Genomic DNA, 21,986 nt, shown 5'->3' with positions numbered 1-21,986 from the left:
AGCCGCCCGTGGATGAGCGTTCAAAAGGCTATTCTACAAGGTCGCGATAGGCATGCCACGTGGCATGGCCGAGAATCGGCATGATCACCACCAGGCCGAAGAGCAGGGTGGCGAAACCGATCAGGGTCAGGGTCACCAGCAAGGCAGCCCACAGCAGCAACGGCCCTGTGTTGAGCAGGAAAGCGCGCAGGCTCGTTACCGTGGCGGTCGGCATGTCGGCATCGTGGTCGAGCATCATCGGCACCGTGACGACCGAGACCATGAAGACACACAGGGCAAGCACGCCGCCCAGTGCGAACCACGTGCCGATGAAGGCATTGTGTTCGCCACTGAGCACCAGGCTGACGATGAAATTGCGGGCATCGATGCCGGTTGAACTGCCGAGCAGCGCGAAGGCGATGGCCGAAAAACGCTCCCACATCAGGCCGATCAGCGCCAGCAGCAAGCCGTAGAAAGAGAACGATTCAAGGTTGCGGCGGAAGCACTGTATAGACTCGATGAAAAGGAGCTTCTTCCCCTGCTCGTGCTGCCGGCTCAATTCATTCAACCCCGCAGCGAGCAGCGGAGCAACGAGGAAAAATCCGGAAACCGAAACCGTCAGTAGATGGGGACGATTAAGCGTGGACAGGATGATCAGGTCGCCGCACAAGGCGAAGAGCAGGCCATAAGCCAGTGACGGCAGGGGATTGGCCTGAACATCGCGCCACCCGGCCATGATCCACGCAAAAGGACGGTCGACACCAATGCGCCGGATGCCGGGCAGCGGCAGCCCGGTCGTATGAAAATCGGAAACGTGTTTCATCGCAGCCTCCTCGGTCGGGGTCACTGCGGTTTGACCGGGGAGTGGCGGCGGGGTTCAGTTGGATGGTTGAGATCGGCCACAAACGGCCAGTCAGATGACTACCTAAATAGTGGACGCCAACAGATCAGGGTATTCTTTGGGCATAATTCAAAATGGATGGACACTTGCTCATCTGTATCTTTTTCGTAAACGAATTAGAAAGATAATGCGTAGAAACGGGACGTTCCAATAGCTTTCAAGCTCCCAATTGCCTAGGGGAAAAATCATGAAACGTTTGATATTACTCGTGCCATTTTTAGTTGCCTCATGTGCAAACCCCATCAACCTGCGTACTGCAAACGAGTATTTTCGAGGAGGACAAAGCAATGCCGCTCAAGGCAATTGGTTCAAGGCACGAATGTCATTTGGCCGAGCGTGGACGAACGCTGATCTCGGACATGCCAACGACGGAATAAAAGCAGTTTATGCGTATGAGTACGGCCGAACTTCAGGAGTCATCTGCGATTGGGCAGAGTCGGAAAAGGGGCTTCTCAAGGCATTGGAATTGGATGCAAAAATCAACGGCCCAGTTCATATGTCACTCGTAGAACTGGCACGCATGTATCACGCAAAGGGTGATCTCCAAAATTCAGAGAAATACTTTGGCCAAGCCAAACAGTCTTTGGACAAAATTCAAGCAGACACGAGAGATTCCATTGGGTATGCCAACATTCTTAAGGAGTATGCTGAAATTCTTACGCGCCTGGGTAAAACTGAAGATGCAAAGCTTCTAAAGAGGCGAGAAGAAGAAATCCGCAGTGTCTTCAAGGACAGGGCTAGCAGTCACGACCAAACCCCCTACGGTCGCCATTGTGACCAAAACCCGACTTATGTAGACACCAAACGCTCAAACTAATCGTTCTGACGGGATGTGCTTTATGGTTGCGCTAGAAAGCGCCAAGTTTCCTAGAGACTCGCTTCTCTAAGTGAGTAACTACCAGTTTGGGGCGATTACAGCCGGCTTCACAAAGTAAAAACGCCCGCATTCAGCGGGCGTTTTTTTAAGCGGCTTTTGCTTACAGCGTCTGGCCGGTCAGGCGCTCGTAGGCCTCGATGTACTTGGCGCTGGTGCGGGCGATGACGTCGGCCGGGAGCTTGGGGCCGGGGGCGACCTTGCCCCAGTCCAGGGTTTCCAGGTAATCGCGGACGTATTGCTTGTCGTAGGACGGCGGGTTCTGGCCTTCGACGTACTGGTCGGCCGGCCAGAAGCGGGAGGAGTCCGGGGTCAGCGCTTCGTCGATCAGGTGCAGGGTGCCGGCCTTGTCGATGCCGAATTCGAACTTGGTGTCGGCGATGATGATGCCGCGGCCCTTGGCGTAGGCGGAGGCTTCCTCGTACAGGCGCAGGGCGGCGATGCGCGCTTCGTCGGCCAGCCCGGCGCCATTCTTGCCGGTGCCGGCGAGCGCGTCGGCGAGGTCAGCGGCGCAGTTGGCCTGGGCGGTGGCGAAGGAGACGTTTTCGTCGTGGTCGCCGACGGCGGCCTTGGTGGCCGGGGTGAAGATCGGCGACGGCAGCTTGGCGGCCATCTTCAGGCCGGCCGGCAGCGCGATGCCGCAGATGGCGCCGGTCTGCTGGTAGTCCTTCCAGCCGGAACCGATGACGTAGCCGCGAACCACCGCCTCGATGGGCAGCGGGCGCAGGCGCTTGACGACGACGGCGCGGCCACGGACCTGATCGCGCTCGTTCGGCGCAACGACGGTTTCCGGATCGATGCCGGTCAGTTGATTCGGGACGATGTGGCCCAGCTTGTCGAACCAGAAATTGGCCACCGCCTGCAGCACTTCGCCCTTGCGCGGGATCGGATCGGGCAGGACGACGTCGAAGGCGGAGAGACGGTCGCTGGTGACGATGAGCAGCTTTTCGTCGTCGATGGCGTAGATGTCGCGGACCTTGCCCTTGTTGATGAGGGGGAGGCTGGTGATGGTGGATTCGAAGAGCGGAGCGGTCACGATCGGGTTCCCGAAATGAGCAAAGGGGGGATTATAAATTATTGCTGGGGGTTGGTTTCGTGCTTGGCGTCTTGGGCGTTTCTTTGGGCGTTGTTTTCCGCCCTTGCGGGGCGGGCGTACTTTCTTTTGCTTCGCCAAAAGAAAGTAGCCAAAGAAAAGGCGACCCCAGCTTACGCGGTCGGCGTTGCCGACTTCTCTGCGCTACTCGCTACTGGCGGGGGCTGCGGAACTCGGGCTACGCCCTCAGACAGTCCTCGCCCTTTTCCCGCCAGCAGCTGCGTTGCTCGGCGCTTCAGATGGGGACCCGAAAGGCGTCGCGTGACTGAGTGCTGTCCGCCAAATGGCGAACTGAGGGAGTGTCAAAAAGTCTTGGGCAGATCAAACCCGGATGTTTTTCCGGGCCCCTTTGAGAGGTGCCGAGCAATGCAGAAATGCCGGGGGATTTCGGCTTGCCTTGTTTGAGCCGCAGGCGAGTTCAGGCAAGCCGCCCGGCGTTTCGAGTAGCGCAGGGAAACCGCGTAGCGGGCACCGACCCGGGGTCGCCTTTTCTTTGCTTACTTTCTTTTGGCGAAGCAAAAGAAAGTGAGACGCCCCGCAAGGGCGGAAACAACTGCCTGCACGAGCGACAAAGCAGCCCTCAGGCAGCCCCTTCTTCCCGCGCCAGCTTCTTCCGCATCCGCCGCGTTCCCCACGCCACCAATCCGGCAATCACGGGAATCGAAATAGCCGTGATCACATCGGTGTTCAGATGGTGCAATTCCTTCGTGCCCTTGGCGATGTACTGCACCAGCTGCGATCCGTAGTAGGTGAGGACGACGACCGACAGACCCTCGACGGCTTCCTGCAGATGCAATTGCAGTTTGGCGCGGCGGTTCATCTGGGCGAGCAGTTCCTGGTTCTGGCGCTCGAGTTCGATGTCGACGCGGGTGCGCAGCAGTTGCGAGTTGCGGGCGACGCGGGCGGAGAGTTCTTCCTGGCGGCGGGCGATGGCTTCGCAGGTGTTCATGCCGGGCAGCAGGCGGCGCTGCATGAACTCGGTGAAGGTCGGCAGACCGGAAATGCGCTGCTCGCGCAGTTCCTCGATGCGTTGCATGACCAGCCCGTGGTAGGCGCGGGAGGCGCCGAAGCGGAAGGTGGTGCGGGCGACGGAGTGCTCGACCTCGGCGGCGAGCCGGGACAGCGAGGCGAGGATGTTGCGCTCGTCGTCGGCGCTCCGGGCCTGGCCGATGTGGTCCATCATTTCGGCGAGTTCCTTCTCGCCCTTGTACAGCCATTTGCCAACTTCCTTGGCGACGGGCAGGCCGAGCAGGGCCATCATGCGGTAGGTCTCGATCTCGACCAGGCGCTGCACGGTGCGGCCAGTCTGGCGCTGGGTCATGCTGGCGTTGAGCACAAGGAAGCGCGAGAAGCCGTTGTCGATCTTGAAATCGGTGAAAATCCAGGCCGTTTCGTCGGCGACGCGTGCCGCCACCATGGTGCGGCCGTTCGGCGTCAGGCTGGCGAGCACGGAGTCGGGGCTGATCTCGTCGGTGGAGCGCAGTTCAACGTGGGTGGCGACGATCAGCTTGCCGGGGATGCCGGCGATCCATTCGGGATGCACCGCGTCGAAGGCGGTGACGTCCGGGTGCAGTTCCTCGCCGGTCGTCAGCGGCCGGAAGAAGGTGTAGCTGGAGAATTCGGTGTGCAGCTCCCAGCGCATGCGGAAGGCGCCGGTGTCGACCATCATGTGCGAGTCGGAACTGTCGATCGAATTGCAGACGTGGCCCTGGCACAGCTTGCCCAGGTTGTCGCGCGCCGCCGGCGCTTTCTCGGTACTGTGCTTGAAGACCAGGTGCGAGACGAGCACCGGGCCGACCAGCGGCACCGGCGGCCGGGCGTGGAACTCGTTGTTCAGGCGCTGGCGGAGCGGGTGTTCGGTCAGTTCGGATAGCGCGAGGCGGGGATGCATGATCGGCGTCGAAGAGGTCATGTTGCGGTGCACCAGATTGTAGCCCAACACAATCAGCTTGCTGTGCGAGGAATCACGTAGCGCCCGAATTCGTGTTCGAGGGCGACGGCCGACTGTTCGAGCAGGTACTGGCGGAAGCGCTGGCCGGCCGGCAGCAGGCGTTTGGCATTCATGTTGACCACGTACCAGGTGCGTTCGATGGGCGTGCCGATCACGTCGAGAATGCTCACCTCGGCCGTCTTCAGTTCCAGCGGCAGGGTGTGCAGCGACATCAGCGCCACGCCCATGCCGGCCATCACGGCCTGCTTGATCGTCTCGTTGCTGCCCATGCTGATCGTGCGCGGCGGGGTGAACAGGTGGTTCTTGAACATTTCCTCGGCAACGCGGCGCGAACCCGAGCCTTCCTCGCGCAGCAGGAAGGTTTCGTGGCGCAGCTCGTGCATGTCGAAGCGGCGGGCATCGCGCAGCGGGTGCTCGGCCGGGCTGATCAGGACATAGGGGTGGCTGGCCATCGGCTCGGCGTGGGCGTCGATTTCGGTCGGGATGCGGCCCATCACGGCGAGGTCGATAGCGTTGTCCTGCAGCTTCTGGAGCAGGCTTTCGCGATTGCCGACCGAGAACTGCACCTCGATGCCCGGGTGTTCCTGCGAGAACTTGGCGAGCAGGCGCGGCATGAAGTACTTGGCCGTGCTGACCAGGCCGACCGATAGCTGGCCGACCTCCGCGCCGAGCAGCGCCTGCAGGTTGGATTCGGCGTCCTTGATCTCGCCGAGGACGCGCAGGGCGTGATGCACCAGCATGTCGCCCGCGTCGGTCAGCGCCACGCCGCGCCCCATGCGCTCGAACAGCGGCAGGCCGACATTGTCCTCGAGCTGCTTGAGCTGCATCGACACGGCTGGCGGTGTCAGGTGCAGTTCCTCGGCGGCGCGGGCGTAGCTCAGATGGCGGGCGGCCGCGACGAAGATTTGCAGCTGGCGCAGGGTCAGGGAGCGGATAAAGTTCATGAAAGGCTGAATGTCTGTCAGTATGGATTCAGTGATGGCTGACTTTAGAAGCCCGCCTGCTCGGCGTCAATCAGCGTGTCAGGTTCAGGTAGGCCATCGGCAGTTGCTCCGGTAGATTTTCGATGCGGTCGAGTACCCGCCAGCGCTTTCCGAAAATACGCCCGATATAGCGCTCGGCATTCGGGTCCAGGCTCAGGCAGAAAGTGGAAATGCCCTCGGCGGCGAGCGTTTCGATGGCCTGGCGGGTGTCGGCGATCAGGTAGTCCGGATCGGTGACATCGATGTCGGCCGGCTCGCCGTCGGTGAGCAGGAGCAGGATGCGCTTTTCGCTGTGCCGCCCGGAGAGGGTGTGGCCGGCGTGGCGAATGGCCGCGCCCATGCGCGTCGAGTAGCCGGCTTCGACGGCTGCCAGACGCGCCTTGACGGTGTCGTCCCAGGCCTCGGAAAAGCCCTTGATGTGGTGATAGCGCACTTCGTGCCGGGTGTTGGAGTGAAAGCCGGCGATGGCGCAGGCGTCGCCCAGCTCGCCGATGGCCCAGCCCAGCAGGGCGACCGCTTCGCGGGCGGTGTCGAGGATGCGCTGCTCGCTGCCGGGCAGGCGGGCGGCGAGCGATTGCGAGAGGTCGATGAGCAGTAGCACGCTGATGTCGCGGCCGTTGGTGCGATGGCTGACGTTGATGCGGGGTTCGGGCAAGCGGCCGCTCTGCCAGTCGGTCCAGGCGCGCACCGCAACGTCGAGGTCGAGTTCGCTGCCGTCCTCCTGGTAGCGCAGGCGAACCCTGTCCTGCGGCTTGAGCAGGTCGAGCAGGCGCTTGAGGCGGCGGGCGAGCAGAGCGTGACGCTCGAGCAGGCGGTCGATGTCGGCCGGGTTGCCGGCCGGATGCAGGGCCTCGTAGACGGCGGCCCAGTCAGGACGGAAGCTTTGCGTCGCGCCATCCCATTCCGGGTAATGACGCGGCGGCAGTCCGGCACGCTCCGGCTTGGCCGGCGCGGGCGGCGGGTCGAAGCTGTCTTCCTCGTCGCCTGCTTCGATGAAGGTCCACAGGTGCCGGTTGTCGTCGCGGTAGTCGATCTCGGTGTCGGCGAAATGCACGTTGGCGTATTGGTCGCTCGGCACCCGGGTGCGCGCTGCCCAGGCAAGCGCCAACTCTGCAACGGCGAAGGTGGAGGCTTCGTCGTCGGCGAGCAGCGCATGCAGGCGAGCGGCGAATTCCCGGGTCGCGATGGCGGTGTAGGGGTGATCGACATCGAGGCAGGCGCGCGACAGGCAGGTCAGCCGATGGCGCAGGGTGTTGACCCGGTCGGGGTCACAGGCGTCTTCGGCCGGTTGCGGGTGCAGTGCCAGCAGTACCGGCTGCAGGCCGGGGAAACGGCGAAGCAGGAGCAGGTCGATGCGGGCATCTTCGAAGGTCTCCACCGCCAGGCGCTGCAGGGGGCTCCAGTTGTCGGCGACGAGCGGCCGGCTCCACTGCCGGTGGGCGGCCAGGTGGGCGAGCATGGCGCGATAGCGCTGCAGCCCGTCGATGCCGGATAGCGTACCCAGGGCGTCGGGCAGGCGCATGCCGTCAGCCGCCAGATAGGGACGCAGGCCGGGCGCGGCGAAGGCGGTCGAATAGGGAACGAGCGGGCTGTCGTCGGTCCACAGGGCAGCGAGGCCGAGGCCGAGCCGGCGCTCGACATCGGCAAACAGCGTTCCCTCCCGTTCGCGTTGGAGCAGGGCCCGGCTTTCCGGCGAGGCAAGGGTGAAATAGGCGCGTTGCTGCTCGGGGTGGGGGGAAGTCAGGCGGATACCGCTGTCGATCCAGCGCCGCAGGCCGGCCAGCGACAACAGGCCGAGCAGGCGCGGGGCCTGGCGCAGGAAATCCGGCAGCGCGGGGCTGGGGTGCGTTGTCTGGCGGCCGTGGATGGAGCCGGCGGTGCGCTCGGCGAGGTCGAGCGCCAGCGTCTGGTAGTCGGCCAGCGCATCGGCGCTGCGCAGGCGTTCGGCGACCGCGCCCAGGGTTTGCAGCAACGGGGTGACGGCCGGTGCGTTGGGCGACTTCTGCAGGCGCCGGATGCTGTCCATCAGCGTCGGCAGGATGGCCGATTGCGGCAGGGCCAGCGTGGCGACGACGCGCGGCCAGCCTTCGAGAAAGGCGAGCAGGGGTTCGGCGCCGCGACCGAGTTTGCCGATGGTGCGTGCGGCATCGAGGAAGGCCGGATGTTCGGCGGGGGTGATGTGCTGCCGGGCGGCCGCCCAGCATTCGTCGAAGACGTCGGCGACAGCCGCGAAGCCGCAGTCGAGCGCAGTCCAGGCGGCCTGCGATTCGGCCGTGGCCATCAGCCGCTGGCGGGCGTCGGCAAGGTTGCGGATGCCGGGAACCGCCATGGTTCAGCCAAAGATGGCCGCGATGGCGTGGTCCAGAGCGTCGATCACGTCGGCGTCGTCGGTGATCGGGCGGACCATGGCCATGCGGCAGGCTTCGGCCGGGGGAATGCCGTGGGCGATCAGGGTGGCGGCATAGACGATCAGCCGCGTCGAGATGCCCTCGTCCAGCCCGTGTCCCTTGAGTCGGCGGCCGGCCTGGGCGATACTGACCAGCTGTTCCGCGAGCGCTGCGGCAATCCCGGTTTCGGCGGCAACGATCTGCACCTCCAGCGCGGCGGGCGGGTAGTCGAACGAGAAGGCGGTGAAGCGCTGCTTGGTCGATTGTTTGAGGTCTTTCACCAGGCTCTGGTAGCCGGGGTTGTAGGAAATGACCAGCTGGAAATCCGGGTGCGCGGCCAGTTGCTCGCCTTTCTTGTCGAGCGGCAGGGCGCGCCGGTGGTCGGTCAGCGGGTGGATGACCACCAGCGTGTCCTGGCGGGCCTCGACGATTTCGTCGAGATAGCAGATGGCGCCGATGCGTGCCGCCAGGGTCAGCGGGCCGTCCTGCCAGCGGGTGCCGCCGGCGTCCAGCAGATAGCGGCCGACCAGGTCGGCAGCCGTCATGTCCTCGTTGCAGGCCACGCTGACCAGTGGCTTGCCGAGCTTCCAGGCCATGTATTCGACGAAGCGCGACTTGCCGCAGCCGGTCGGCCCTTTGAGCATGACCGGCAGGCGGGCGGCGTAGGCCGCTTCGTAAAGGGCGACTTCGTTGCCTTGTGGCTGGTAGAACGGCTGCTTGCGGATACGGTAGGCGTCGGGACTGATCATGGCGGCTTCTCCGTGACGGCGTTGGGGCCGCCTTATTTGTGCACGCCCAGCTTTTCGCGCCAGCCGGGGTAGAGCTTGTCGGCGTCGCCGGGGAAGGAGGCGAAGGCGCGGGCGAACTCGGGGTGTTCGCGGGCCCATTCGATGGGGTCGGCCTTGGCCTTCCAGCATTCGTAGGCCTGGCGCAGCGATTTGGCGCCGGCCGCCGGGCTGTCGATGTGGCCGTAGGAGCCGCCGCCAGCGGTATTGATGACGTTGCCGTGGCCGAGGTTCTCGAAGAAGCCGGGCAGGCGCAGGGCGTTCATGCCGCCGGAGATGATCGGCGTCGTCGGCTTCATGCCGTACCACTCCTGGTGATAGGCCGGGCCGGTATAGCTGTCGCGCTCGATGATGTAGGCGATGGCGCGGTCGTCCTTCTCGCCTTCCATCTTGCCGTAGCCCATGGTGCCGACGTGGATGCCGGAGGCACCCTGCAGGCGGCTCATCTTGGCCAGCACGTAGGCGGTGTAGCCGCGCTTGGACTGCGGGCTGGTGACGGCACCGTGGCCGGCGCGGTGATAGTGCAGGTACTGGCCGGGGAAGCTGCGGCGGGCGGTGGTGATCATGCCCGGGCCGCCGACATAGCCGTCGACCAGGAAGGCCACCTTGTCGGCGTCCGGCCCGAAGGCTTCGAGGATGTAGTGGCCGCGGGCGAGCATTTCGTAGTGGTCATCGGCGGTGATGTTGGCCGAGAAGATCTTGGGCTGGCCGGTCTCGTCCATCGCCCGGCGCATCGCATCGACGACCAGCGGGATGACCTGCTTCATCGGCGCGAAGGTCTGGTTGCCCTGCGGTTCGTCGTTCTTGATGAAATCGCCGCCCAGCCAGAACTCGTAGGCGGCGCGGGCGAACGGCTCGGGGCGCAGGCCGAGCTTGGGCTTGATGATGGTGCCGGCGATGTAGCCGCCGTCCTGCTGCGGCCGGCCGAGAATGCGCCAGAGATCGGAAATGTCCTTGGCCGGGCCGTCGAACAGCTGGATGGCGCGCGGCGGAACGAAAAAGTCGTACATCTTGGCGTATTCGATGTCGCCCATGCCCTGGTTGTTGCCGATGGTCAGGGTCAGGAAGGAGACGATCATCATGCGGCCGTCGGTGATGTTGCGGTCGAAGAGGTCGATCGGGTAGGCGATGCGCATTTCCTCGGCGGATTCGTCGATCTGATAGACCAGCGCATCGACCCCCTTGGTGAATTCGTCGGTGGTGCAGACCTCGACATTGGTGCCGGTCGAGGATTCGGCAGCGAAGTGCGCGGCTGCCTCGAGGTAGCCATAGCCGGCCTTGGGCTTCATCTTGTAGGCGCACAGGATGTGTCCGCCGCCGGCGATGAGGTCCTCCTCGCGCAGGCTGAGGTCGGCATAGCGGTTCGATTGGTCCATCGTTCGTCTCCTTGGGTTTGTTCGTCAGGACAACTGATGGACTGAATGCTAGGGGGGACTATTGATAAATAACAGTCACGTGTTTTTATCTAATTGATCAGTTATCGTTTATTTATTTGCTGCCAGATCAGCGAAGGCTGTGCGCCCGGCTGGGCAAGGCTATGACCAGCGCGCGGCGAAATCCCGTGCGTCGGCAAACCACCACGCAAAGTCTTCGGCGAAGCCGGCGGGGTCGGCATCGAAGGCCTGTTCGCCGCCGGACAGCGAATTGGGTTGGCGGGCGCGTCGCCCCATGCGCTGCAGTACATCGGCGATGCCGGTCAGGTCGGCATAGCTGCGCAGCCAGTTTTCGTCGGCCATCAGCCGCATGGCGGTGTGCGCATGCTCTGGCAGTTCGGCGATCCGGGCTTCGATGTGGCGATAAACGTCGGTGCAGAACAGATCGAGTGCCATCGGCCGGAGTTGGACCCAGTCGCGGGCCAGCAGATGGTCGTAGAAAATGTCGACGAGCACGCCGGCGTAGCGGCGGCGGTCGGCTGCGATGCGGTTGCGGCTGCGCTGGAAGGCCGGATGCGTCTCGGCATGGCTGTCGATGGCCCGGTGCAGGGCGACGCCGCGCGCCAGGTCGGGCGGCAGGGCGCCGGGGAGCGGGCCCTTGATCCAGTCGCCGACCACCCCGCCGACGATGAGCGCCGGGTCGTCACCGGCCAGCACGGCGTGGGCGAGGAAGTTCATGGCGGCTACTGCCGTTCGCTGTAGGTCGGCAGGGTGATACGGAAGGCCATGGCCAGCAGCCGGGCGCCGAGAACGATGGCCATGCCGGCCCAGGCGGCGATCACCGGCGAGATGTCCAGCGCCTGCAGGCCGATCAGCGTCAGGGCGCCGGCCCAGGCCGCCGAGGCATAGAGTTCGCCACGCTGGAAGATGAGCGGCACCTCGTTGCACAACACGTCGCGCAGCACGCCGCCGACCACCCCGGTGATGACGCCGAGCAGGCTGGCAACCAGCCACGGGGCCTGCCATTCGAGGGCGACCTGGGTGCCGGTGATGGTGAATAGCGCGAGGCCGATGGCATCCGGGATGAGGAACAGTCGGGGCGGCAGTTTCATGCCGCGCACGGCGAAAAAAATGACGAGGGTGGTGGCGATGGCGACCAGGAGATAGGTCTGGTCGGCGATCCAGAAGACCTTGCGATCGAGCAGCACGTCGCGCACAGTGCCGCCGCCCAGCGCCGTGGCCGTGCCGACCATCACCGCGCCGACGAGGTCCATCTGCTTGCGGCCGGCATCGAGCACGCCGGTCAGGGCATTGACGCCGACGGCAACGAGGGCGGTCCAGTAGAGCAGGTTTTCCATGGGGCTCGGGTCCTAGCGGGAGGGCGTGCAGGTCGCCGGGTCGCTGAAATAGGCGCCGACCCCCATCGCGCGCAGACGCCGCAGGTAGCAATCATGCTGCGCCACCCAGCCGTAGCCGCGGTCGTCGGCGAGGAGGCCGGGCAGGTTGGTCAGGTCGAGTTCGGCGATGCGCAGGTCGTGGTTGCCGGTGGCCTGCATCAGGCCTTCGACCAGCAGCAGGTCGGAGATCAGGTAGGCGGCATGCTTGCGTTCGCTGCCCAGGCGGTTGGCCATTTCATCCAGGCCGAGGCCGGCGTTCACTTCCAGCGTGGCGCGCAGCAGGGTGGGCGACAAGCTGTCCAGGCCGGCCGGACGGTTGAACAGGTGGGCTACGGCGGGCGCTATGCCGCGCGTGACCGGGCGGCTGATGGCGGTCATCCGGGCGCCGCCCGGCAAGTCGCGGGCGATGTCTTGCAGGCGACTGCGCAGCAGCTGGCGGGCACTGTCGAGTTCGGCCGGGGTCAGCGGCTGCAGCGCGCAGGGCAGCTCGGTACTGTGGCGCAGGGCTTTGCACAGTTCGCGGTGCCAGAGCTTCTGCCCGAATTGGGCGCCGAAGGAGTGGCTTTCGCCGGCGATCTGCAGGCTGCCGCCGCCGATGTCGAGAATGTGGCTGGTGGTCAGCCGGTTGCCGAGCAGCCGGCGGGCGCCGAGGTAACCGTAGGCGCCCTCCTGGCGCTGCGGGATGACCAGTACGGCAACGCCGCTGCTGTTGCGGATGGCTTCCAGATCGCCGGCCAGCTTGCGGCGGTCTTCCTGTGCCGCCATGCGCCAGGCGGAAAAACCGCCGCCCAGCCGGGTGCAGCCCGGGTCGAAGCCGCCTTGCGCCGGCAGGTCGCGCAGCGCGGCGACGGTTGCCGGCAACGTGTCGGCCAGTCCGCGTCCGGCCGACAGCGGGGTGAGGTAGTCGATATCCGCCCGCAGCACTTCCGGACGGCCGGATTGGCCGGCGCGGATGCCGGATGAGCCCATGTCGAAGGCGACACGGCACGGCTCGCCAGCCGCGGCGACAGCGGCTAGCAGGCAGCCGGCCAGCCCGGCGAGCAGGTTGCGGCGGAGCGGCACGCCGCTCAGAGGTGCAGGTAGCCCATGACGCCGGCCGCGACCCCGAGGACCGAGGCACCGTAAACGCCGACCAGCATCCAGCGCTTGCGGGTGAGCAGCGTGATGGCCGACAGCGCGATGGCGATCTGGATCAGTGTGGTGGCCAGCGCCCAGCGCTCGTGTACGTGCATTTCCTGGTTGCTGCGCTCGTCCGAGGCCTTGGCTTCGGCTTCCAGCTTGTCGGCCTCGGCCTTGATCTCTTCCTTTTCCTTCTTGTAGCGCTCGACGGCGGCCTTGAATTTCTCCTGCGCCTCGCCGGTGGTCAGCGTCACCGACAGTTCGGCCAGGTTCTGCTTGTTGCTCTTTGCCTGGTAGTAATTCCACTGGTTCGAGGCGGCCGTTTTCTGGATGGCGGCATCGTTCTTGTAGAGCAGCGCGGCGTTCTGCGAGTGGCCGCCCATGTAGCCGAAGATGGCCCCCACCGTCGACAGGATGGCGGTGAGCACGGCAATGCGCGACGTGAAATTGTCGCCGCCATGCTGGGCGACGTGCTCGACCTCGTGATCGTGCGGGCCATGAACGTGAAAACCGTGACCGGACATTGGGTAATCCTTTATGTAGCAGTTGCTGTGAGGCGCTAATTCTATATTGGGATGTGCCGTCTGTCGGGCAGGCGGGTATTTCCGGATGGTCGCCGTGCAATGGGCCAGGTCAGGAGTCGGTCGGTGTGACGAGAAAGTTGATATCGGTTATCAAAAAAGAAACTTTTGATGTTTTTGGTTGTCTGTTTTGCTGGCCTAGGTAATGCTTGCTTGATGCAATAGTTGATCTGCCGCGTATTTCTTCTCTTCAGCCGGAATTTGGCGAGGCTGTATCGAATTTTTGACGAGTGACGGTCGTGCGACAGTTGGATAAATTCAAAACCTGGATCCTGGTGGCCTTAGGGCTCGCTCTTGCCGTGGTTGTACTGCTTTCCGGCATGACCTGGAAAGTGGCGGCAGATGCAACGGAGTCGGTGCGACGAGTTGCCCATACCCAGGAGGTGCTTCGCGAACTGGCGCGTATCCGGGCCGATACGCTGCAAATCGAACTTTCTGCCCAGAACTTCCGAATTTCCGGCAACGAAAAATACCTGCTTGAACGAGATGCCAGCATTGCGGAACGGGAGGGCTTGCTGCTGCAGCTTCGTGCGCTCACGATCGACAATCCGCTGCAGCAAATGCACTGGGAGCAGCTACGGGAGGTCATCGAGCAGCGTATCGAAATGGCCCGACACGTCGAGTTCCTGCGCAAGAACCAGGGCGTCGAGGCGGCGAATGCATTCGTTGCTTCGGCACCGCTGCAGGAAACGCGGGCGAGAACCCGGCAGGTGCTGGCGAGCATGTACGAAGAGGAAGGTCGGCTGCTTGAGAGGTTCACGACCGAACAAACGAAGGGGCGGGATAGAACGCTGATCCTTGCAGCTTTGGCTACGACGGCGCTTTTTGCCTTGCTGGTCGGCACCTATTTCCTGGTTCGGCGCCAGCTGAACGAAACGCACGCCAGTCGTCAGGCGCTGGCCGACAGTGAGGAGGACCTGTCGATCACCTTGCGCTCCATCGGCGATGCGGTGATCGCGACCGATATCGAGCGCCGGATTACGCGGATGAATGCGGCGGCCGAGCAAATGACCGGGTGGCTGTTTGCCGAGGCGCAAGGGCGCTCGCTGGACGAGGTTTTTCGCCTGACCGGCGAAGCGGGCGAACTGCCGCTCGATCAAGCGATGAGCGCGCTGCCCGGGAGCGGCACGGTTGGCAAACGGGCCAGTCGCGCGATGCTGGTTGCCCGGGATGGCACCCTGCTGCCTATTGCGGATAGCGCTGCGCCGATCAGGGGCGTGGCGGGGGACATACGCGGCTCGGTGATCGTTTTCCATGACGAATCGGCGGCCCGCGAAGCCCAGCGGATGGTTCGCGAACAAAACGTGCTGCTGGAACAGCGTGTCAATGAGCGTACACGGCAACTGCATGAAAGCGAAAGCCACCTGCAGGAGGTCATCAACAACGTTCCGGCGCTGATCGCCTTTGTCGATGCCGATCAGCACTATGTCTATGGCAATCAACAGTATCGGTCGTGTTTCGCATCGAATAGGCCGGACATTGCCGGTTGTACGGTACGGGAAATCCTGGGTGAAGAGCGGTACGCGATCGCTGCCCCGCTGATTGCCAGGGTTCTTCAAGGCGAACCGCAAAGCTATGATTGGGAGCCTTTCCCCGGGGTCTGGCAAGTCATCAACTATGCACCCAAGTACGATGATCCGGGGCATGTCGTCGGGTATTACGTGCTGGGCACGGATATTACCGAGCGACGCCGGGCCGAAAGCGCCTTGCGCAATAGCGAGCAACGCCTGGCACGGGTTCTGGAGGGGGCCGACCAGGGGTATTGGGAATGGAATTTGAAAACCAACGAATTCAGCGTGAGCGGGCGCTGGGAAAGCATGCTCGGTTATCAACCCGGCGAGATGGATGTATCTACCGACAATTGGCCGGCATTGGTGCATCCGGATGATTTTCCATCGGCGCTTGCCTCCATAGAGCGCCATCTGGGCGGGCAGTCCGATCGGCATGAAGCTGAGATCAGGTGCCTGACCGAGGCGGGCGACTGGCTCTGGGTCCTGACGCGAGGCAGCGTGGTGGAGCGAGAAGCCGACGGTTCGCCGCTGATCATGTCGGGTACCCATACCGATATTGCCGAGCGCAAGAAATTCGAGTTGGCGCAGCTGGAAGCAACTTCGGTGTTCGAGCATTGCTACGAGGCCATCATGGTGACCAATGCGGATGGCCTGGTTACCAAGATCAACCCGGCATTCACGCGCATCACCGGCTACAGCGGCGGCGAAATCATCGGCAGGTCTCCCCGAATGCTGGCTTCCGGGCGACACGACGAGGCATTCTTCCAGGGTTTTTGGGCGGCGCTGCAACAGCGCGATGTCTGGCAGGGCGAAATCTGGAACCGGCGCCGGAACGGCGAGCTGTTTGTCGCGTTGCAGTCCGTTTCCGCGGTGCGGGATCAGCAAGGCAGGATTCAGCACTACATCGGCGTCTTCTCCGATATCAGCCAGCTCAAGGCACACGAGGTGGAAGTGGACCGGGCGGCCAACTACGATTCGCTGACGGCATTGCCGAATCGGCGATTGCTATCCGATCGCCTCCGGCAGTTGCTTGCCCGCGCCACGCGAAGCGGCAAGTTGTCGGCGGTCTGTTTCATGGATATCGACGGTTTCAAGGTGATCAATGACCGATATGGCCATGCAGTCGGAGATCAACTGTTGCTGGGTGTCAGCGAACACCTGAAACAGGTGTTGCGGGTAGACGACACCCTGGCCCGTCTGGGGGGCGATGAATTTGTCGTCCTTTTCAGCGATATCGCCTCGCCGGAGGAATGTACGCAGGTTCTGGACCGCTTGCTGCTGGCGGTGCGCAAGCCGGTCAACGTACAGGGATACCGCCTGTCGATTTCCGCCAGCATCGGGGTCAGCCTGTACCCGGCGGATGACTCAGATCCCGATACCTTGCTCCGCCACGCCGATCAGGCGATGTATCTGGCCAAGCTGGCCGGCAAGGACCGCTATCAGCTTTTCGACCCGGAGAGCGATCGCATGGCCCAGCGCCACCGGGCTCATCTGGATCGCTTGCGACTGGGGGTATTGCGAGATGAATTCGTCCTGTTCTATCAGCCCAAGGTCGACCTGGTGAGTGGCGAGGTGATCGGCGCCGAAGCGTTGGCGCGTTGGCAGCATCCGGAGCGCGGCTTGCTGCCGCCCAGCGAATTCCTGCCGGACCTGCACGGCAGCGATCTCGAATGCGAGTTCGGCGAATGGGTGATCGAGGCGGCGCTCAAACAGATCGAAGGCTGGATGGCGATGGGTCTGCACATCACGGTGAGTGTGAACATCAGCGCCAACCACTTGCTGCAGGCCAATTTCGTCGACCGGCTCGGATATGCCCTGGCCCGCCATGCCGCTGTTTCGCCGGCGACGTTGGAGCTGGAGATTCTGGAAACCGCCGCACTGAGCGATATGGAGAGGGCCGTTCAGGTTCTGGAGCGCTGCATGGCGCTTGGCGTCGGGTTTTCCCTGGACGATTTCGGCACCGGCTATTCGTCGCTGACCTATCTGCGCAAGTTGCCGATCAATACGCTCAAGATCGACCAGAGTTTCGTCCGCGACATGCTGGAGAATCCCGACGATCTGGGCATCGTTCATGGCGTGATCCAGCTTGCCTCGGCTTTCCATCACGAGGTGATCGCCGAAGGCGTGGAAACCATGGCCCACGGCTCGGCTCTGCGCAAGATGGGATGCCGCCTGGCCCAGGGCTATGGCATCGCCAAACCGATGCCGGCCAGTGAAATGCCTTCCTGGTGCGGCAATTGGGCCCGGGCCGAGGCGTGGAAAACGATCTGATCGCCCGCCGTGGCGGCATCGTCCTTACTGCGCCGGCACGCCTTCCTTGAGGTACATCGGCGAGCGTGGGCCGTACAGGATGCCATTGGGGCGTCCGGCGCTCAGCAGCCTTGTACTTGTCCGGCCCGCAATGAGATGACCCTGGCTGCTGAGGGTTTCGATGATCTGCCGGATCGCCGCATTGACCAGCAGGCCGATCAGGCCGCCGCTGTTGTTGTTGCTGCCTTCGGCACTGGAGGCGGTCGCCATACCCGACCACAGCACCCGGGCGCTGCGCAGGTCGACCAGCCGGGCTTCCGCCGTGACGCGGGTTTCGCTGGCGATCACGGCATAAGAGGTGCCGTACTGCCTGACATTGATGTACAACGCGGCGTCGGCACCGAAGATTTCGCGCAGCTTGCCGATGGGCACGGCGTGGATGTCGGCCGGTACGGTCAGCCCGTTCTGCTTGAAACTCTCATCGACCAGCGTGACCGGAAAGACGTAGTAACCCGATTCGGCAAGCGGCGCCGTCGTCTGGGACATCATGCTGTAGGTGGCGGCGATGTCCGGCGAGCTGTTGAGCGGCGGCAGGACGAGAATCGACGTCGGGCGCGCTTCCTTGAAGGCCGTGTAGTCGTATGAAGGTGGCGTGGCGCAGCCACCAAGCAGCAGGGTTGCCAGCGCCAGGGCTGTACCCGCCAGTCTGTGGATCGTTGTCATCGGCTGACTTCCTGTTTTTGTTTTTTCTTCAGCAGGAAATCCACGTAGACGGCGCTTTCCGGGAACTGCTGTTTTTCGGCCAGCAGATGCTGTTCGAACAGGTCGGTTCGCCCGGTCTGTCCGTACAGCATGCCGAGGTGCGCCTGAAAGCCCGGCGGCAGGGGGCGGCCGCGCGACCGCGCTTCCTCGCGAACCCGCTCCAGGTTCTGGATGCCATCCTCCGGGCCTTTGTCGCCCTTGAAGTAGGCGTACTGCTGATCCTGGAAGTTGCCCCAGTGGTACAGCGCTTGCGGACGATTGACGCAGCCGGTGAGGACGCTTGCCAACAGGACCGCCAGCAAGGGCAGGCCCCGTTTGGGAGATGCTTGAAGCATGCCTGTCCCCGGGGTCAGTTACCCGGGCGCCAGGCGCCGGCTTCAATGCCGTTGACCAGGCTATCCACGGCCTGGCGGATCGCCAGATCGAGTACCTTGCCGTTCAGGGTCGAGTCGTAGCTGGCCGTACCGCCAAAACCCACCACCTCGCGATTGGAAAGCGAGTATTCGCCAGCACCGGCGGTGGAGTAGATGACTTCCGAGGTTTGCACGTCGACCACATTCAGCGCCACCTTGGCGTAGGCGATCTGCTGCTTGCCGCGCCCGAGAAGGCCGAACAGCTGGTGGTCGCCGACTTCCTTGCGCCCGAATTCGGTGACGTCGCCGGTGATGACGTAACGAGCCCCCTTCAGTGCCTGCTGCTTCTTGGCGATTTCCGCCTCCTGCCTGATTTCCGACATGTTCTCGCGGTCGAGGACCGAGAAGCGGTTGGTTTGCTGGAGATGGGCAACCAGGATGGTCTTGGCCTGGCTGCCCAGGCGATCGACGCCATCGGTGAAGATTCCGCGCATGAAGCTGGAGCGGTTGTCGAACTTGCCGACGGAAATCGGTTGGCGCACGCCGACGTAGGGTCGCGCGGCGGCGGCAGTCTGTTGCGGCACCAGGGTGCGGGAATCTTCCGTCGCACAACCGGAAATCGTGGCGGCCACGGCAACGCAAGTGCAGGCCAGGATGTTTTTCTTGAACACGGTTCTCTCCTCAAGGATGGCGGCGCATCCGGGCCCGTCGGGCACAGCATGTCCGGAAAGATGCGATTGTAGTATCCAAAAGGCCATGCAGGGCAAAGGGGCTTGCCGGCCCCGGTGCGCCTGGGCTGGTTTTCCGCCTGCCGCCGGCCGGTGCGCCTAGGGCTGCAGGTGTGCGAGCGAGACTCCGCTCAGGTTCTCGAATACAGCCGCCGCACCCGAAAAATCCTGCCCTCGCGTGTATTCCCCGACCGTAACCGCGCAGCGCAGCCCGGCACCCACGGCGGCGCGCAGGCCGTTTTCGGAATCCTCGATGGCCAGGCAGGCGCCGGGAGGCAGGGCAAGGCGCTCGAGCACCCAGCGATAGATGTCGGGGGCGGGTTTCTTGGCGGCGACGACATCGCCGGCGCCGATGACCTCGAACCAGTCGCTCGAGCCGGGGGCGAGGCTGGCATCGAGCAGGGCGCTCACGTTTTCCGGGGACGTGGTGGTGGCGATGGCGAGCCGGATGCCGGCGGCACGGGCTTCGGCAATCAGCTCGGCAACGCCGGGGCGCAGGACGAGCCGCCCTTCGCCGACGAGCCGGACGTAATGCGCCGTCTTGGCGGCATGCAGCCGCTTGATCAACGTATCGAGATCGGGGCGGGCGGCGATGTCGGGATCGTAGCGCTGTGCATAGTGCCGCATGCGCTCCTTGCCGCCGGTGATGGCGAGCAACTCGCCGTACCGGGTTTCATCCCAGTGCCAGTCGACTCCGAGTTCGGCAAAGGCGGCGTTGAAGGCGGGGCGATGGCCGTCGCGCTCGGTTTCGGCAAGCGTGCCATCGACATCGAAGATCAGGGCCTGGATTCCATGCATGCACCCACCTTAGCGTTTGGCCGGCTCCCTGGCCAGTCAGGGTTCTTGAAGTCGCCGGTAAGGCATCGTTTAGTAAGTTATTGCTGAATTGGTGCTTAAGAAAATCTGACTGTTACTTAATTGTTGCGTCACTTATCGTGGTTGCCAATGCGGTACCACCAGAATGATTGGAGACGCCATGCAATTCGGTCGCACAACCCTCTCGAAGTTCGTCATCGAACATACCCGCGCCAGCCACGGCGAGCTGGGCGCCCTGCTCATCGACGTGGCCGCCGCCGTCAAGACCATCTCGGCGATGGTGGCCAAGGGGGCGCTCGGCGGCAGCCTCGGTGCGCTGGACAGCACCAATGTCCAGGGCGAGGTGCAGAAGAAGCTCGATGTGCTGACCAACGAAGCCATCCTGCGGCACTGCGAGTGGGGCGGCCAGCTCGCCGGCATGGCCTCCGAGGAGATGGACGACCCGTATGCTATCCCGGCCGAATATCCGCGCGGTCGTTATCTGCTGGTGTTCGATCCGCTCGACGGCTCGTCGAACAGCGACGTCAATGTCTCGGTCGGCACCATTTTCTCGATCTTCACCCGCGCCAGCGCCGGCGATGCCGAGCCGGGCGATTACCTGCGCCCGGGTTGCGAGCAGGTCGCAGCCGGCTACGCCATCTACGGCCCATCGACCATGATGGTGCTGACGCTGGGCAACGGTACGCACGGCTTCACGCTGGACCGCGAGAGCGGCAACTTCATCCTCACCCACGCCAATATCCGGGTGCCGGAAGACACCCGCGAATTTGCCATCAACACCTCCAACGAGCGTTTCTGGGAGCCGCCGGTGCAGCGCTATGTGGCCGAGTGCAAGGCCGGCAAGTCCGGGGTGCGCGGCGAGGATTTCAATACCCGCTGGATCGCCTCGATGGTGGCCGAAGTGCACCGCATCCTGATCCGTGGCGGCATTTTCATGTATCCCAAGGACAACAAGGACCCGAAGAAGCCCGGCCGCCTGCGCCTGCTCTACGAAGCCAACCCGATGGCCATGCTCGTCGAGCAGGCCGGCGGGGCCGCGAGCACGGGGCGCCAGCGCATTCTCGATGTGCAGCCGGACAGCCTGCACCAGCGCGTGCCGGTCATCCTCGGTTCGAAGAACGAGGTCGAGCGGGTCGAGCGCTACCACCAGGAATACGACACCGGCGCCGACCGTCCCTTCGTGTCGCCGCTGTTCTCGGAACGCTCCCTGTTCCGCGACACGGCCTGAAGCGCCGGGCAAAGCATTCACATCCGCAGGAGACATCCATGTCCGTCAAACACCCCATCATCGCCATCACCGGCTCATCCGGCGCCGGCACCAGCACGGTGATGCAGAGCTTCCAGCACATCTTCCGGCGCGAGAAGCTCAATGCCCAGATCGTCGAGGGCGATTCCTTTCATCGCTACGACCGGCTCAGCATGCGCGCCGAGATGAAGGCGCAGGAGGCGCTCGGCAACCTGAACTTCAGCCATTTCGGCCCGGAGGCCAACCTGCTCGGCGAACTGGAAGCTTTGTTCGTCGATTACGGCAGCAGCGGCACCGGCAAGGTCCGCAAGTACCTGCACGATGCCGGCGAAGCCGAGCCGTGGCAGCAGGAACCGGGTACCTTCACGCCGTGGCAGGACATTCCCGGGGGCACCGACCTGATGTTCTACGAGGGACTGCACGGCGCCTGGGCTGGCAACGGCATCGACATCGCCAAGCAGGTCGATCTCTGCGTCGGCGTCGTGCCCATCATCAACCTGGAGTGGATACAGAAGCTGCACCGCGACCAGAAGATGCGCGGCTACTCGCAGGAGGCGGTGACGGACACCATCCTGCGCCGCATGCCGGACTACGTCAGCCACCTGTGTCCGCAGTTCGGCCGCACCCATGTCAATTTCCAGCGCGTGCCCATCGTCGATACCTCCAATCCCTTCATCGCCCGCGACATCCCGACGGCCGACGAGAGCATGGTCGTCATCCGCTTCGCCAACCCCAAGGGCATCGACTTCCAGTACCTGCTCTCCATGTTGCACGGCTCCATGCTCACCCGCCCGAACACGCTGGTCGTGCCCGGCGGCAAGATGGGCCTGGCCATGCAGATGATCTTCACCCCCATGGTCCTCCGCCTGATGGACCTGAAGCGCCGCGCCTGAGGAG

The 21,986-nt window shown here is 63.7% G+C and carries 19 protein-coding genes; 4 read left to right on the top strand and 15 right to left on the bottom strand.

The genetic code is table 11. From position 1 onward, the window contains the following. Positions 1-28: 28 nt before the first annotated feature. Positions 29-802: a DUF2189 domain-containing protein gene (locus F1002_RS17830; protein WP_150430396.1), complete on the bottom strand. Its 774-nt coding sequence runs from the start codon at positions 800-802 to the stop codon at positions 29-31. Positions 803-1,067: 265 nt separating this feature from the next. Between F1002_RS17830 and F1002_RS17825 the strand changes: the two genes are divergently transcribed. After that, positions 1,068-1,697: a tetratricopeptide repeat protein gene (locus F1002_RS17825; protein ID WP_150430395.1), complete on the top strand. Its 630-nt coding sequence runs from the start codon at positions 1,068-1,070 to the stop codon at positions 1,695-1,697. A gap of 160 nt (positions 1,698-1,857) precedes the next feature. Here F1002_RS17825 and F1002_RS17820 read toward each other — a convergent pair whose 3' ends face one another. From F1002_RS17820 to F1002_RS17775, 10 genes are all read right to left on the bottom strand, one after another. Next, positions 1,858-2,790, bottom strand: a complete 933-nt coding sequence (locus F1002_RS17820; protein WP_150430394.1) for a phosphoribosylaminoimidazolesuccinocarboxamide synthase — start codon at positions 2,788-2,790, stop codon at positions 1,858-1,860. 637 nt (positions 2,791-3,427) lie between these two features. Next, on the bottom strand, positions 3,428-4,759 hold the full coding sequence (locus F1002_RS17815) for a DUF3422 family protein (RefSeq protein WP_150430393.1): 1,332 nt from the start codon (positions 4,757-4,759) through the stop codon (positions 3,428-3,430). 32 nt (positions 4,760-4,791) lie between these two features. Next, on the bottom strand, positions 4,792-5,742 hold the full coding sequence (locus tag F1002_RS17810; protein WP_150430392.1) for a LysR family transcriptional regulator: 951 nt from the start codon (positions 5,740-5,742) through the stop codon (positions 4,792-4,794). Positions 5,743-5,812: 70 nt separating this feature from the next. Then, positions 5,813-8,110: a nitric oxide reductase activation protein NorD gene (locus tag F1002_RS17805; protein ID WP_223879664.1), complete on the bottom strand. Its 2,298-nt coding sequence runs from the start codon at positions 8,108-8,110 to the stop codon at positions 5,813-5,815. Between the two features lie 3 nt (positions 8,111-8,113). Beyond that, the gene (locus tag F1002_RS17800; RefSeq protein WP_370452185.1) at positions 8,114-8,914 is read right to left on the bottom strand and encodes a CbbQ/NirQ/NorQ/GpvN family protein; all 801 of its coding nucleotides are present in this window, start codon (positions 8,912-8,914) and stop codon (positions 8,114-8,116) included. A gap of 35 nt (positions 8,915-8,949) precedes the next feature. Continuing rightward, positions 8,950-10,329 (bottom strand): ribulose-bisphosphate carboxylase, encoded by a 1,380-nt coding sequence (locus F1002_RS17795; protein ID WP_150430390.1) that lies wholly within the window; start codon positions 10,327-10,329, stop codon positions 8,950-8,952. A 159-nt stretch (positions 10,330-10,488) separates the two neighbouring features. Next, a complete protein-coding gene (locus F1002_RS17790) occupies positions 10,489-11,064 on the bottom strand; it encodes an ACP phosphodiesterase (protein WP_150430389.1) in 576 nt (191 codons plus the stop codon). Positions 11,065-11,069: 5 nt separating this feature from the next. Next, positions 11,070-11,684 carry a trimeric intracellular cation channel family protein gene (locus F1002_RS17785; RefSeq protein WP_150430388.1) on the bottom strand — a complete coding sequence of 205 codons (615 nt, stop codon included), beginning with the start codon at positions 11,682-11,684 and terminating at the stop codon, positions 11,070-11,072. 12 nt (positions 11,685-11,696) lie between these two features. Next, on the bottom strand, positions 11,697-12,785 hold the full coding sequence (locus F1002_RS17780) for a hypothetical protein (RefSeq protein WP_150430387.1): 1,089 nt from the start codon (positions 12,783-12,785) through the stop codon (positions 11,697-11,699). 5 nt (positions 12,786-12,790) lie between these two features. Beyond that, positions 12,791-13,366 carry a DUF4337 domain-containing protein gene (locus tag F1002_RS17775; protein WP_150430386.1) on the bottom strand — a complete coding sequence of 192 codons (576 nt, stop codon included), beginning with the start codon at positions 13,364-13,366 and terminating at the stop codon, positions 12,791-12,793. Positions 13,367-13,662: 296 nt separating this feature from the next. Between F1002_RS17775 and F1002_RS17770 the strand changes: the two genes are divergently transcribed. After that, the gene (locus F1002_RS17770) at positions 13,663-17,205 is read left to right on the top strand and encodes an EAL domain-containing protein (RefSeq protein WP_150430385.1); all 3,543 of its coding nucleotides are present in this window, start codon (positions 13,663-13,665) and stop codon (positions 17,203-17,205) included. A 24-nt stretch (positions 17,206-17,229) separates the two neighbouring features. On the opposite strand, the gene F1002_RS17765 is transcribed toward F1002_RS17770, so the two are convergent. The 4 genes from F1002_RS17765 to F1002_RS17750 all read right to left on the bottom strand — a co-directional run bounded on the left by F1002_RS17765 (position 17,230) and on the right by F1002_RS17750 (position 19,825). Then, positions 17,230-17,907 (bottom strand): DUF799 domain-containing protein, encoded by a 678-nt coding sequence (locus tag F1002_RS17765; RefSeq protein WP_150430384.1) that lies wholly within the window; start codon positions 17,905-17,907, stop codon positions 17,230-17,232. After that, positions 17,904-18,281, bottom strand: a complete 378-nt coding sequence (locus F1002_RS17760; protein ID WP_150430383.1) for a DUF4810 domain-containing protein — start codon at positions 18,279-18,281, stop codon at positions 17,904-17,906. Before F1002_RS17760 ends, F1002_RS17765 begins: the two co-directional genes overlap by 4 nt. A gap of 14 nt (positions 18,282-18,295) precedes the next feature. Continuing rightward, positions 18,296-18,970: a CsgG/HfaB family protein gene (locus F1002_RS17755; protein WP_223879663.1), complete on the bottom strand. Its 675-nt coding sequence runs from the start codon at positions 18,968-18,970 to the stop codon at positions 18,296-18,298. A gap of 156 nt (positions 18,971-19,126) precedes the next feature. Further along, a complete protein-coding gene (locus F1002_RS17750) occupies positions 19,127-19,825 on the bottom strand; it encodes an HAD family hydrolase (protein WP_150430381.1) in 699 nt (232 codons plus the stop codon). A 178-nt stretch (positions 19,826-20,003) separates the two neighbouring features. Between F1002_RS17750 and F1002_RS17745 the strand changes: the two genes are divergently transcribed. Both F1002_RS17745 and F1002_RS17740 read left to right on the top strand, forming a co-directional pair. Further along, on the top strand, positions 20,004-21,071 hold the full coding sequence (locus F1002_RS17745; protein ID WP_150430380.1) for a class 1 fructose-bisphosphatase: 1,068 nt from the start codon (positions 20,004-20,006) through the stop codon (positions 21,069-21,071). A 38-nt stretch (positions 21,072-21,109) separates the two neighbouring features. After that, positions 21,110-21,982, top strand: coding sequence for a phosphoribulokinase (locus F1002_RS17740; protein WP_150430379.1), 873 nt, complete (start codon positions 21,110-21,112; stop codon positions 21,980-21,982). Positions 21,983-21,986 lie beyond the last annotated feature (4 nt).

Origin of the sequence: Dechloromonas sp. CZR5 (genome assembly GCF_008711155.1) — a bacterium.
GTDB lineage: Bacteria > Pseudomonadota > Gammaproteobacteria > Burkholderiales > Rhodocyclaceae > Azonexus.
This window is presented reverse-complemented; position numbering and strand designations above follow the sequence as displayed.

What these genes read in the sequence shown, in the direction of transcription:
- F1002_RS17830 (WP_150430396.1), bottom strand. Translation starts at nt 802, where the DNA reads ATGAAACACGTTTCCGATTTTCATACGACCGGGCTGCCGCTGCCCGGC.
- F1002_RS17825 (WP_150430395.1), top strand. Translation starts at nt 1,068, where the DNA reads ATGAAACGTTTGATATTACTCGTGCCATTTTTAGTTGCCTCATGTGCA.
- F1002_RS17815 (WP_150430393.1), bottom strand. Translation starts at nt 4,759, where the DNA reads ATGACCTCTTCGACGCCGATCATGCATCCCCGCCTCGCGCTATCCGAA.
- F1002_RS17810 (WP_150430392.1), bottom strand. Translation starts at nt 5,742, where the DNA reads ATGAACTTTATCCGCTCCCTGACCCTGCGCCAGCTGCAAATCTTCGTC.
- F1002_RS17805 (WP_223879664.1), bottom strand. Translation starts at nt 8,110, where the DNA reads ATGGCGGTTCCCGGCATCCGCAACCTTGCCGACGCCCGCCAGCGGCTG.
- F1002_RS17795 (WP_150430390.1), bottom strand. Translation starts at nt 10,329, where the DNA reads ATGGACCAATCGAACCGCTATGCCGACCTCAGCCTGCGCGAGGAGGAC.
- F1002_RS17790 (WP_150430389.1), bottom strand. Translation starts at nt 11,064, where the DNA reads ATGAACTTCCTCGCCCACGCCGTGCTGGCCGGTGACGACCCGGCGCTC.
- F1002_RS17785 (WP_150430388.1), bottom strand. Translation starts at nt 11,684, where the DNA reads ATGGAAAACCTGCTCTACTGGACCGCCCTCGTTGCCGTCGGCGTCAAT.
- F1002_RS17775 (WP_150430386.1), bottom strand. Translation starts at nt 13,366, where the DNA reads ATGTCCGGTCACGGTTTTCACGTTCATGGCCCGCACGATCACGAGGTC.
- F1002_RS17765 (WP_150430384.1), bottom strand. Translation starts at nt 17,907, where the DNA reads ATGACAACGATCCACAGACTGGCGGGTACAGCCCTGGCGCTGGCAACC.
- F1002_RS17760 (WP_150430383.1), bottom strand. Translation starts at nt 18,281, where the DNA reads ATGCTTCAAGCATCTCCCAAACGGGGCCTGCCCTTGCTGGCGGTCCTG.
- F1002_RS17750 (WP_150430381.1), bottom strand. Translation starts at nt 19,825, where the DNA reads ATGCATGGAATCCAGGCCCTGATCTTCGATGTCGATGGCACGCTTGCC.
- F1002_RS17745 (WP_150430380.1), top strand. Translation starts at nt 20,004, where the DNA reads ATGCAATTCGGTCGCACAACCCTCTCGAAGTTCGTCATCGAACATACC.
- F1002_RS17740 (WP_150430379.1), top strand. Translation starts at nt 21,110, where the DNA reads ATGTCCGTCAAACACCCCATCATCGCCATCACCGGCTCATCCGGCGCC.